At 67.9% G+C, this 11,794-nt stretch carries 13 protein-coding genes; 6 read left to right on the top strand and 7 right to left on the bottom strand.

All coding sequences use genetic code 11. The annotated features are described in order from the left end of the window. Positions 1-102: 102 nt before the first annotated feature. The 5 genes from DVT68_RS15635 (at position 103) to DVT68_RS15615 (ending at position 4,303) form a co-directional block, all read left to right on the top strand. Positions 103-1,410, top strand: coding sequence for a methyl-accepting chemotaxis protein (locus DVT68_RS15635; RefSeq protein ID WP_114826028.1), 1,308 nt, complete (start codon positions 103-105; stop codon positions 1,408-1,410). A gap of 2 nt (positions 1,411-1,412) precedes the next feature. Further along, on the top strand, positions 1,413-2,096 hold the full coding sequence (gene flgA, locus DVT68_RS15630) for a flagellar basal body P-ring formation chaperone FlgA (protein ID WP_233523511.1): 684 nt from the start codon (positions 1,413-1,415) through the stop codon (positions 2,094-2,096). 87 nt (positions 2,097-2,183) lie between these two features. Then, complete coding sequence (gene flgM / locus DVT68_RS15625; RefSeq protein WP_114826026.1) at positions 2,184-2,504, top strand: flagellar biosynthesis anti-sigma factor FlgM; 321 nt, start codon at positions 2,184-2,186, stop codon at positions 2,502-2,504. Further along, entirely contained in the window at positions 2,501-2,947 is a 447-nt protein-coding gene (locus DVT68_RS15620; RefSeq protein WP_114826025.1) for a flagella synthesis protein FlgN, read from the top strand. The genes flgM and DVT68_RS15620 overlap by 4 nt, the downstream gene beginning before the upstream one ends. A 93-nt stretch (positions 2,948-3,040) precedes the next feature. Then, positions 3,041-4,303 carry an EAL and HDOD domain-containing protein gene (locus DVT68_RS15615; protein ID WP_114826024.1) on the top strand — a complete coding sequence of 421 codons (1,263 nt, stop codon included), beginning with the start codon at positions 3,041-3,043 and terminating at the stop codon, positions 4,301-4,303. A 291-nt stretch (positions 4,304-4,594) separates the two neighbouring features. Here DVT68_RS15615 and DVT68_RS15610 read toward each other — a convergent pair whose 3' ends face one another. The 7 genes from DVT68_RS15610 to rsmD form a co-directional block, all read right to left on the bottom strand. Next, positions 4,595-5,611, bottom strand: a complete 1,017-nt coding sequence (locus tag DVT68_RS15610) for a TMEM43 family protein (protein WP_233523510.1) — start codon at positions 5,609-5,611, stop codon at positions 4,595-4,597. 37 nt (positions 5,612-5,648) lie between these two features. After that, positions 5,649-6,491, bottom strand: coding sequence for an MBL fold metallo-hydrolase (locus DVT68_RS15605; RefSeq protein WP_114826143.1), 843 nt, complete (start codon positions 6,489-6,491; stop codon positions 5,649-5,651). A gap of 2 nt (positions 6,492-6,493) precedes the next feature. After that, positions 6,494-8,221 carry a gamma-glutamyltransferase gene (gene ggt, locus DVT68_RS15600; protein WP_114826022.1) on the bottom strand — a complete coding sequence of 576 codons (1,728 nt, stop codon included), beginning with the start codon at positions 8,219-8,221 and terminating at the stop codon, positions 6,494-6,496. Beyond that, the gene (locus tag DVT68_RS15595; RefSeq protein WP_114826021.1) at positions 8,218-8,478 is read right to left on the bottom strand and encodes a YfhL family 4Fe-4S dicluster ferredoxin; all 261 of its coding nucleotides are present in this window, start codon (positions 8,476-8,478) and stop codon (positions 8,218-8,220) included. Before DVT68_RS15595 ends, ggt begins: the two co-directional genes overlap by 4 nt. Positions 8,479-8,621: 143 nt before the next feature. Further along, positions 8,622-9,122: a hypothetical protein gene (locus DVT68_RS15590; protein WP_114826142.1), complete on the bottom strand. Its 501-nt coding sequence runs from the start codon at positions 9,120-9,122 to the stop codon at positions 8,622-8,624. 291 nt (positions 9,123-9,413) lie between these two features. Next, complete coding sequence (gene coaD / locus DVT68_RS15585) at positions 9,414-9,911, bottom strand: pantetheine-phosphate adenylyltransferase (RefSeq protein WP_114826020.1); 498 nt, start codon at positions 9,909-9,911, stop codon at positions 9,414-9,416. A gap of 83 nt (positions 9,912-9,994) precedes the next feature. Then, positions 9,995-10,573 carry a 16S rRNA (guanine(966)-N(2))-methyltransferase RsmD gene (rsmD, locus tag DVT68_RS15580; protein WP_114826019.1) on the bottom strand — a complete coding sequence of 193 codons (579 nt, stop codon included), beginning with the start codon at positions 10,571-10,573 and terminating at the stop codon, positions 9,995-9,997. Positions 10,574-10,638: 65 nt separating this feature from the next. Here rsmD and ftsY point away from each other — a divergent pair, with 65 nt between their 5' ends. After that, positions 10,639-11,787, top strand: coding sequence for a signal recognition particle-docking protein FtsY (ftsY, locus tag DVT68_RS15575; RefSeq protein ID WP_114826018.1), 1,149 nt, complete (start codon positions 10,639-10,641; stop codon positions 11,785-11,787). Positions 11,788-11,794 lie beyond the last annotated feature (7 nt).

The raw sequence follows: 11,794 nt of genomic DNA, 5'->3' as shown, positions 1-11,794 counted from the left end.
CGCTTGAGGGCGCCCGGGACCCGTGGCACGTCGCTTGCTTCTCAAGTTCCGACGTTTCCCGCCGATGCGGGGACGACCCTTGCAGGAAGGAATGATCCACCCATGAGTCTGATCTGGAGCCAGCACCTCGCCGAGCTTGCGCGCGCCGCTGCCGCGGGCGACCAGGCGCGCGTGAAGCAGCTGTCCGCCCGCCACCCCCGGGCGGCCCAGGCCTTGGCGCCGTTGCTCTCGGCGGTGTTCACCACGCCTCCCCCGGCGGCGGTGGCCTTGCAGACACTGGAACAACAGGGCCTGGTGCTGACCGCCTCGCAGCAGCTGGCGCGCGAACAGGCCGCCATGCGCCAGTCGGCCGAGGAAAGCCGGGATGATGTCGGCCGGTTGACGGACGGCAGCGCCGGAATCTCGACGTCGCTGCAGCAGATCGGCGCCGGCCTGGACTATGCGCGGCAAACTGGCGAGGCCAGCGAGCGCAGCGTCAGCGAGCTGGACGGCCAGCTGCGACTGCTGCGCACCGCACTATCGGCGATGAATCGCAACCAGTCCAAGCTGGCCGAGCAGGTCGCGCAGATCCGCAAGCTCACCGACGCGGTGCAGGAGATCGCCCACCAGACCAACCTGGTGGCGCTCAACGCCGCCATCGAGGCCGCTCGTGCCGGTGAAGCCGGCCGCGGCTTCGCTGTGGTCGCCGATGAGGTGAAGCAACTGGCGGAGAAGACCAGCCAGGCCACCGCCGAGATCGAGCAGGTCACCGGTTCCATCGGCGAGTTCTCGCTGCAACTGGACGGCGACGTGCAGCAGGGCCTGCAGCGCCTCGAGCGCGCCCAGACCGGCGTCAGCCAGACCGGCGCTTCGCTGCAGGACAACGGCGAGGCGCTGCGCCAGGTCGCCGAGCGCATCGTCACGATGCACAAGAACCAGGACGCCCAGCACGCCCGCGCCGTCGCCGCACAGGCTGCGCTTGGCGCGTGGCATCGCCGAGCGGCGGAGGCAAGCCGGCAGGCCGAAGCGCTCAGCCGTGCCGCCCTGCTGTCGCACCGCCTCGCGCTGGATTGGCTGGAGAGCGAGAGCGGCGCCGACCCGGCCAGCCTCAGCCTCACCGTGCGCGAGGCCGCGCAAGGCCTGCGCCAGGCGATGGAGCTGGCCCTGCAGGAGCCGGCGGCGCTCGACCGCCGCTGGTTCGATACGCGCGCATTGAATCGCACACTCGATCGCCTTACCGCTGGTCGCGAGACCAACCCCGCAGCGAGCGCACTGGCTGCCGCCGGGACGCGCTTGCGCGAGCATGGCGGCATGTTCGCCACCCTGGTGTGCGACGGACAGCTTGACCACGCCAGCCAGTTGGTAGCCCAGCTCGAGAGCGAGCGTGAGGCGTTGCTGCTTCAGCTCAACGTGCTGCTTACCGACCTATGACGATGCGCTCGCTGGTCGCCCTGCTGCTGAGCGCCCTCGTGCTCCCCGCCCATGCCGTCGATTCGGCGCAGGCGGCGCGCGCGACCGCGGAGCAGTGGCTGCGTGATCAGTACGCCACGCCCGGCAGTCGCGTGGTGGCGCAGGCCGCCACGCTGGACCCGCGCCTGCAGCTGGCCCCTTGCGCCTCGGCCCTGCGCGCCAGCCTGCAGGAGGGCACCCGCCTGATGCCGCGCATGAACGTTACCGTGCACTGCACCGAATCGGACGGCTGGACCCTGCGCGTGCCAGTGCAGCTGCAGGTGTTCCGCCAGGTGCTGGTGATCGCCAGACCACTGCAGCGCGGCGACGGCGTCCGCGCGGACGATGTGCGCAGCGAGGAACGTGATATCACCCGGCTGGGCTATGGTTACCTCAGCGAACTGGGCGACACCGAGGGCCGCACGCTGTCGCGGGCGATGGGCGCCGGCATGGTGCTCACCCCCAACGCCCTGGGCGGCCGCACCGCGGTGAAGGCCGGCGACCAGGTGCAATTGGTCTCGCGCCTGGACGGCATCGAGGTGCGCGCCAACGGCGTGGCGCTGGGCAGCGGCGACAGCGGTTCGCGCCTGCGGGTCCGCAACGGCAGCTCCGGCAAGGTGGTGGACGCGATGGTGACCGCCCCGGGCCAGGTGCTGGCCCTGCCATAGCCGCAGTCATATGGACGAACTAAAGTTTGCGGCCACTCGGCCGATCCTGACGGTAACAGGGCCAAAACCGCATAGAGAACGGACCCCATGAACACCACCATTTCCAACAACGGCTTGCCCAAGCTTCCCCAGGCCCCCAGTGGCCAGGGCAGCGCGACGCAGAATGCTTCCGGCACAGCCGGCAGCGAGGCGACCGCCGGCAGCAACGCGTCCGACGACCGCGTGCAACTGACCGACTCGGCGCGCGCGCTGCAGGAAGCGGCTCGCACCGGCGCCGGCGCCACCGTCGATACCAAGAAGGTGGAACAGGTGCGGCAGGCCTTGGCCAACGGCTCCTACAAGATCGATCCCAGCCGCATCGCGGACCGCATGATGTCGCTGGAAAGCCAGCTCACGACGAAGTCATGAACCACGCACTGCAAGCCGAACTGGACCATGCCCTGACGGCCGCGGTCGGAGAGATGCGGCTGGCAGTGGAACAACTGGCCGATGCGCTGCAGACCGAGCGCAGCGCGCTGGAAACCGCCGACGTGGATGGGCTCAACCGCGCCGGCGCCGCCAAGCACGCCTTGATGCTTCGGCTCGAACAACTCGATGGCGAGCGCATGCAGTTGAGCCAGGGCGCGCCCGAAGCCAGCCGCGAGCTGGCCCCGGACTGGCAGGAGATCCTGCAGTCGCTGCGCGCCTGCCAGCAGCTAAACCAGCGCAACGGCGCCCTGGTGGGCGTACGTCTGCAGCAGGTGCGCAAGGCCCTGGCGGTGCTGACCGGCAACGACCTGGAGGCCAGCGTCTACGGTCGCGCGGGTGAACTGCGCTCGAGCCTGCGCTCACAACCCCTGGCCGAAGCCTGAAAACATGATGGGCGCCAACGTTCACGCGCTGCACGCCCCTCTGCACACGGCAGCCCACGCCGACTCCCAACCACCTCATCACATCGACCGACCATGAGCGAAGCCGCGGCCATCCCCTCCGCATCCGAGGCATCAGGCGCAGCTGCCCACGAGCAGCCGCTGCCGGTCATCCGCCTGCCGATGCTCGATACCAAACGCGAACTTTTCGCGTACGAGATCGTGTTTCAGAACGAGATGGAGGATGAGGCCACGCTGATGCGTCGCGCGCTCGCCACCATCACGGACGGCGCGCTCGCGCGCCTGGTGCGCGGCAACCGGACCTTCCTGCATCTCACCCGTGACCTGCTGATGGAAGAGACCGACGTGCTCCAACACCAGCCTCGCTTCGGCGTGCTGCTGCAGCCGGAGGCGGCCAGCGATCCCGCCCTGGTCGAGCGCCTGGCCCGCATGGCGCAGCGCGGCTGTGCGCTGATGCTGGACGCCAGCGACACCGCACTGGAATTCAATGCCGCGGTCGAGCCGCTGCTCAAGGTGGTGCAATACGTGCGCCTGGACGCGAGCAGGCTGGATCCGGCCACGCTCCGCTCCCGCAGCGAATACCTGCATGCGCGCGGCATCCACGTGGTGGCCGGGCACGTCGACGACCATGTCACCTACCGTCACTGCGAACAGTTGCCGGTGCAGGCGATTCAGGGCCAGTTCCTGCTCAAGCCGGAACCGGTCGAGGTACCGGTGCTCACCGCCAGCCGCCTGAGCCTGCTGCGCCTGATGAAGGCCCTGCAGGAAGGCAACCCCGGCCCGGTCGAGCTGGGCCAGATCGTGCGCGACGACGCCATCCTCAGCTACAAGTTGCTGGGCTGCGTGAACTCCGCCTACTTCGCGCTGCCACGCCAGCTGAAGTCGGTGCAGCAGGCGGCGATCTTCTTCGGCGCTTCGCGCATGCGTAACTGGATCTACACCATGGCGCTCGGTGGCGCGGGCGACCGTCCGCCTGAACTGCTGCGCGCCGCGCTGATCCGCGCGCACATGTGCGAAAAGCTCGCCCAGCACATGCCTCCGGAACAGCGCGAGATGGCGTTCACCGCCGGCCTGTTCTCGCTGCTGGACACGCTGATGGAAGCGCCGATGGATTTCGTGCTGTGGCACCTGCCGCTGGCGCGCGAGATCAGCGGCGCACTGCTGGAAAACAAGGGCCCGTTCGCGCCGCTGCTTGAGCAGATTCGCGCGTGGGAGGCCGGCAACCTGCGTGGCGGCGAAGTGCAGCCGCAGGTGATCCGCCGCATGGCTGCGGTTTACCTGGAAGCCACCCAGTGGGCCGACCACGTCTACGCGTTTGCTGATCAGCGACCGAACTGACGGAGTCTTGTGACTTCCCCTCTCCCCTTTGGGGAGCGGAAAAAGAAAAGCCGGCGCCACGTGCCGGCTTTTTTTGCATCGGGGAGCCCCAAGCTCTACTTCCCTCTGGAGAGAGGATTGGGGTATCGCCACCTTTACGGCGGCATTGCCACCTTTGCGGTGGTGTGCCGTGGGTGCTCGCGATGAGGCATCGAGGAAGCACGCCCTGACGAAGTGACGTCGCGAGGTTGGCCCCTCACCCTCCCCTCTCCCCAAAGGGGAGAGGGAAATGCGCGGGCGCCGCGGCAACAACTACTCCACTGCCATCCGGATCCGCCACACCGTCACCGCCAGGCCGGCCAGCGCCAGCGCGAACCACGCGGCGCCGGCGGCGAGGTCGGTGCCGAGCCACAGCACACAGGCCACCGCGCCGATCAGCAACGCGCCGGCGCCCGCCGCCAGAATCAGGGCGTGCCCGCCATGGCTGCGTTCCGGCAGCAGCAAGAGAGCGCCGAAGGTGCCGAGCAACAGCGCCGCGATGCGGCGCAACCAGATGAACGACGGCGAGGTCGGCACATCCGGCGCCACGTCGACCAGCGATCGATCGCCGCTCTGCACGTCATAGCCCTTGCCGTCGGCCGCATGCACCGCCGGGACCAGCCGGTCGCCGTCGATCTGGGCGAATACAGTGACTTCCTGCACCGGCACGATCTCCCAGCTCACACGCAGGTCACCCAGGCGCGGCTGTTCCGGCCTGGCGCTGGTGGTGAGGTAATTGCCGTAGGCCGCAAAGCTGGCCGCCAGGTTGGTCGGCAGGGACTTCAGGTCGGGCGTGAGCGTGTCGCTCCCCGGCAAGGCATGCAGCAAGGTCGGCGACAAGGCATAGCCGCCCAGCCGCACCTGGCCCGCGTCGAACTGCTTGCCCTGGACCGGGAAGCGCTCGGGGTTGGTATGGCCGAACGGATGCTCGAAGCGGCTGGCGTCCACCGGGCGATCGACCCAGTCCAGTTCATAGTGCACATCGTTGCCGAGGCGCACCTCGTGCCACTGGAACATTTCCACGTGGCGGATCAGCACCGGCGACGGCGCGCGCTGGCCAAATTCGGGATCGTAAGGGGACTCGACCACGCGCGGAGTTCCCGACACGCGCACCAGGTAGCCGTGCTGGCCCGGTTCCGGGCCGCCGCCGGCGCCCAGGTCCAGGATCTGCCCACCATGACGGTCGGCGGCATGACGATGGTCGAGGATGCCCTGTTCGGTCATCGCCACCAGACCAACGGCCCCCAACAGCAGGAGGGCCCCCAGAATCCGTCGCAACCACTGCTGCATGTCGGTACTCCTCCCCTGTCGACCATCCATGGCAGGCCTAACCCCTCAATTCGGTGAGCTCATCCGTGGAGCCAAAACGACCGCGCTCGTCACGCACCACACGCGCCACCGCGCAGCCGTGGTCGTGCGTGAAAAAGAGCTGCACGCCGCGTGCCAACTTATCCTCGAGGAAGGCGCGCTTCTCCTCGATCAGTTTTTCCGGGAAACGGTCATAGCCCATGGTGATGGGCAGGTGCACCCAGAACCGTCCCGGGATGAGGTCGGCGCAGAACACGACGCCCCCGACCTCGGCCAGCATCAGCCCGGGCGTATGGCCGTCCGAATAGCTGAAACGCACCGAACTGCCAAGCGCGTGTGAATGCTCGCCCTCGACCAGCTCAAGCCGCCCGCTGGCTTCCAGCAGCGGCTGCAACTCGGGGATGAACGATGCGCGGTCGCGCGGATGCGGCTTGAGCGCGCGCCGCCAGTGCTCGCCACCTACCAGGAAGGTGGCGTTCGGAAACAACAGCCGCGGCGGCTGCCCCTCTTCCCATGCCGCGAGCAGGCCGCCGGCATGGTCGAAGTGCAAGTGCGAGAGCACGACCGCATCGATGTCCTCGTGGGTCAGCCCCACCTCGGCCAGCGAATCCAGCAGCACGTGGCGGTCCTCCACCACGCCGTAGCGTTCGCGCAGAGCCGGCTCGAAAAACGCGCCAATGCCGGTCTCGAACAGCACGTTGCGGCCATCCAGGTCCTTCACCAGCAGGCAACGGCAAGCCAGCGGGATGCGGTTCTCCGCATCGGGCTGGATCCAGCGCGACCACAGAGCCTTCGGCGCATTGCCGAACATGGCGCCGCCATCCAACTGCTGCGAGTTACCGGTAAGCGACCACATCTGCATGTTCATTGCACCTTGCCCAGGCCCGCCTCGCGGCGCGGATCACTGGCCGCATCGAGCTTGTTGCTCTTCAGGTCCCAGGTCACCACGTTCATGTAGCCCCAGGGATTGCGCTCCTTGAGCGTGTGGCCCATGCGCGTCAGCGCCTCGGCGGTGGCCGGGTCGAACGCGCCCGGCTCCATGTCCACGCGATCAGGCATGTATTGGTGATGGAAGCGCTTCTGGCTGACGATGCCCTCGGCGTCCTTGCCGTCGATGAAGGCGAGGATGCCTTCCAGCACCTGGGTGATGATGGTCGAACCGCCCGGCGAGCCGATCACGCCGACGCGATCGGCGCCGAACACGATGCTCGGCGTCATCGACGACAACATGCGCTTGCCCGGCGCCGGCGCATTCGCCGCGCTGCCGAGCAGGCCGTACACGTTGGGCTTGTTCGGCACCAGCGCGAAGTCGTCCATCTCGTCGTTGAGCAGCACGCCGGTGTCGCCCGCCACGAAGGTTGAGCCCATCGTGTAGTTCACCGTGAGGGTGATCGAGGCGATGTTGCCGTCCTTGTCGATCACCGAGAAATGCGTGGTGTGCATGCCCGGATCCACCGCGATGCTGGCGGGCAGCATCGACGAGGGCGTGGCCTTGTCCAGCAGGATGGTCTGGCGCAGGCCCGCCGCGTAATAAGGCGACAGCAGCATGTCCAGCGGCATCTTCACGAAGTCCGGATCACCGAGATAGTCGTTGTGATCACGGAACGCACGGCGCATCGCCTCGATGACCAGGTGCGTGCGATGCGCCTCGTCCATCCTGGCCAGGTCGTAGCCGGAGAGAATGTTGAGGATCTCGGCCACCGCCACGCCGCCCGACGAGGCCGGCGGCGCCGTGAGCACGCGATAACCGCGGTAGTCCACCACGATCGGCGCGCGCTCCTTCACCTGGTAGCTTTCGAGATCCTTGGCGGTCCAGTTGCCGCCCGAGGCGCGCACGGCGTCCACCAGTTTCTTGGCCGTCTCGCCGCGATAGAAGCCGTCGTGGCCGTGCTCGCCCAGAAGTTCGAGCGTCCGCGCCTGGTCCGGATCGCGCCAGACCTGGCCCTTCACCGGCGGCTTGTCGCCCGGCAGGTACTTGGCCACCGACGCGGGCCAGCGGCGGATCTCTTGCTCGCGCTCGGCAATCGCGTTGATCAGGCGGCCGTCGGGCTCGAAACCATCGCGCGCGACGCGGATGGCCGGCGCAAGCGATTCCTTCAGCGGCAGCTTGCCGTAATGCGCAGCCAGCCACGCCAGTCCGGCCGGCTCGCCGGGAATGCCGGCCGAGAGCGGACCGTTGAGCGCGGTGTCGCGATTGGGCTCGCCATCCTTGTCCAGGTAATCCTTCGGGTTCACCGCGGCCGGCGCGGTTTCGCGCGCGTCGATGAACACCTCGCGCCCGTCGGCGCGATGGATCACCGCCATGAAGCCGCCACCGATGCCCGAACTTTCCGGTTCCACCACCGACAGCGTCGACGCCACCGCGATGGCGGCATCGAACGCATTGCCGCCCTTGGCCAGCACTTCGAAACCGGCCTCGGTGGCGTGGAAGTTGGCGCTGGCGATGCCGGCGCGACCAGGGCGATGCGCAATGGCATGCCCGGCGGGGCTGGCTGGAGAGGATTCAGGCTGGCGGCCATCGGCGGCGTACGCGACGCTGGTGGAAAGCAGCAAGCCCAGCAGCGCGATGCGCCAGTTCAACGGATAGGTCATGCCTCGTCCTTCACAGCCATCAGGTGTTGGTACTTCAACGTGAGCTGCTCATGCGTTTCGGGGTGCTCGGTGTCAACGATGATGCATTCGACCGGGCACACCTCCACGCACTGCGGCTGGTCGTAGTGACCGATGCACTCGGTGCACAACGCCGGGTCGATCACGTAGTACTCCTCGCCTAGCGAGATGGCCTTGTTCGGACAAACCGGTTCGCATACGTCGCAGTTGACGCAGGTGTCGAGGATTTTCAGGGACATTCGACGAGTTTACACGGTAGGCGCGCGTGTTGCGTCGCAAGATCCCTCGACACCCGCTTCCCTGCAGGCACGGTGACCGCCAAAAAAGAAGGCCCGCGGCGCTCTCACGCCGCGGGCCCGGATATCGCGTGGACAGCGCGAACTTACATGTTCACGTAGCGCACGGTGGCGCCGGTCGGCTGCAGCGCCGTGGTCACCTTGTCCTTGTCGGCGGCGTCGCCGATGACCAGCACGATCACGTCCTTGAACGAACCCGGCTTGGCGTCCTTGAACGCATCGGTCACGAACTCGGCGGTCTTGCCCGAATCCGGGCCGGCGAACACCAGCATGTTGCCCGGCAGCACGCCGCGGGCGACGGTGTCCTGCACCTGCTCGAGCTGGCGCTGGCGCAGCGCGTTGGCGTCGTCGGTGTCACCGGCCGGAACCAGGTACGGGAACGGACGGTCGGCCGTCATGCCCTGCATGTTCTTCTGGACGATCTGGCCCAGATAGGCGTTCCACGCCTTGGAGTCATTCGGATCGGTCGGCTTGGAAACGGCCTGGACCTGCTCGGTCGGCTGCTGGGCCTGGTCCTGCTGGCTGCAGGCAGTGATCGACAGCGTGCCGGTGAGCGCGATGGCGGCGAGGAGGGCGTACTTGTACATGAGGGTCACCTTGGATGGTGGAAGCTTGGTCTTGAGAATCCATTGGAAGACTGGGCCATGCAACCGTCACGCGACGGCGCCGGTGAACCAGCGGAAACGGGTCGGCCTACGCTGGGGTGGCCAGGCTCTTCAACCTCTGGTCCGCGACGGGTAACTGTCCTGTCCGCAGGATGCCCGCGAGGATACACGACGCCAGCCCCGGCCGACACCTGCCGGCATGCTGCGCTGCGATTCCATCCTGCAGCCCGCGCCACGGCATCCGCTCCTGCGGGCGAGCGTTTCGGGAACCGCTCAGCGCCAGCGCTGGCGCATCGCCTGCTGCACGGCCGGATGCACGAAGCCGGAGATATCGCCACCCAGACGGCCGATCTCGCGCACCAGGGTGGAGGAGATGAAGCTGTACTGCTCGGCCGGCGTGAGGAACAACGTCTCCGCTTGCGGGATCAGGTGCCGGTTCATGCTGGCCAACTGGAACTCGTATTCGAAGTCGGACACCGCGCGCAGGCCACGGATGATCACGCGCGCGCCCACCTCTTCCACGAAGTGGGCCAGCAGGCCATCGAAGCCACGCACTTCCACGTTCTTCAGATCGGCCAGCGCCAAACGCGCCAGCGCAATGCGCTCGTTGAGGCTGAAGCCGGGTCCCTTGTTGGGGCTCTCCGCCACCGCCACGATGATGCGATCGAACAACGGCGCGGCACGCGTCACCAGGTCCGCGTGACCATTGGTGATCGGATCAAAGGTGCCCGGATAGACGGCGAGACGGTTGTTGACCGGTGGCTTGTTCACGGGGCAGATCACGGCAGACGGGGGCGGCTAGCTTAGGCCCGTTCGCCGGCTCCGCCTAGGGCCCCGAAAACCGTACGCCAGGGTCAGGAAACGACCGGCGCCCGGCGGTACAGCGCGTAGCGCACTTCGCCCGCCGCGCCCTCACGATGACCGAGCCACGTCGATGGCAACGTCGGCGCCGCCGCCCTGGGGGATTCGACGTAGATCCATGCCCCCGGCGCCAACCATCCACCCTGCTCCAGTCGCTGGGCCAGGCTTGACCACAAATCCTGGGCGAACGGCGGATCGAGAAACACCAGGCCAAAGGGCTGGGGTGGACCCTGCAGGAAGGCCAATGCGTCGGCCGTGCTCACCTGCCCGCCGGCCGCTTTCAGCCTGGACAGGTTGTCGCGCAAGGCCTGGGCCACCCGGGGATCCCGCTCGACGAACTGCACGCTGGCCGCCCCGCGCGACAGCGCCTCGATGCCGAGCGCGCCGGTGCCCGCGCAAAGATCCAGGCAGCGGGCGCCACTGATAACAGGGGCGAGCCAGTTGAACAGGGTCTCGCGAACCCGCTCAGCCGTGGGCCGCAGGCCCGGCAGCTCGGGAACATCCAGACGCGAATTGCGCAGCTGCCCGCCAATGATGCGGATACGCCCCGGGGCGCCCTTGGTGGCGGTCATGACTCAGCGGTGAGTGAGGGTCGGGGTGGTAGCATGCCCGCCATTGTCTTTGAATCCCCGCCGCAATGCTCAAGTTCTGGAAGAAGAAACCCGCCGAGACACCCCCGGGCCAGCCCACGGCGCCCGCGGCCGAGCAGCCCCCGGCGACCGGTTTCGCGCACGACACGGACGCCATCTCGCTCGACCACGCCACGCCCGCCCTCGACGAAGCGCTGGCCGAAACCCCGCCCCCGCCGGAAGCCCCGGCCGAGGATGAGGCGTTCGAACGCGCCGCCATCGCCGAGGCTGCGCCGGCGGCCAAGCGCGGCTGGCGTGAGCGCCTCGCCGGCAGCTCCTTTGCGCGCGGCCTCAATTCGCTGTTCAACCGCCATCCCAAGCTCGACGACGATCTGCTGGACGAGCTGGAAACCACCCTCATCACCGCCGATGTCGGCGTTGAGGCCAGCACGACGCTGGTCGAGGACCTGCGCAGGCGCATGCACAAGCGCGAGTTTGCCGATGCCTCGGCACTGCTGGCCGCACTGCGCCAGTCGCTGGTCACCCTGCTGCGCCCGGTCGCGACGCCGCTGTCCGTCGATGGCCGCAAGCCGTACGTCATCCTCACGGTGGGCATCAATGGCGTCGGCAAGACGACCACCATCGGCAAGCTGGCCCGCCGCTTCCGCGACGAAGGACGCCAGGTGATGCTCGCCGCCGGCGACACCTTCCGCGCCGCCGCGGTGGAACAGCTCAAGACCTGGGGCGCGCGCAACAACGTGCCGGTGATCTCGCAAGGCCAGGATGCCGACTCCGCCAGCGTGATCTTCGATGCACTGCAGGCTGCCCGCTCGCGTGGTGCCGACGTGCTGATCGCCGACACCGCCGGCCGCCTGCACACACAGGGCGGTCTGATGGACGAACTGGGCAAGATCGCCCGCGTGCTGAAGAAGATCGATACCGAATCGCCGCACGAGGTGCTGATGGTGATCGACGGCACCACCGGGCAGAACGCCGTGAACCAGGTGCGCCAGTTCCGCCAGATCGTCGGCGTCACTGGCCTGGTGGTGACCAAGCTGGATGGCACCGCCAAGGGCGGCGTGGTGTTTGCGCTGGCCCGCGAGTTCGGCCTGCCGATCCGCTACGTGGGTCTGGGCGAGACCGCCACCGACCTGCGCGTGTTCGACGCAGATGCCTACGTGGACGGGCTGCTGCCCGCGTCCCTGGGCCAGGGCTGAGGAGCGG

The organism is Dyella solisilvae (assembly GCF_003351225.1).
Lineage (GTDB): Bacteria > Pseudomonadota > Gammaproteobacteria > Xanthomonadales > Rhodanobacteraceae > Dyella > Dyella solisilvae.
The sequence above is the reverse complement of the archived record's forward strand: the minus strand, read 5'-3'. Positions and strand labels throughout refer to the sequence as shown.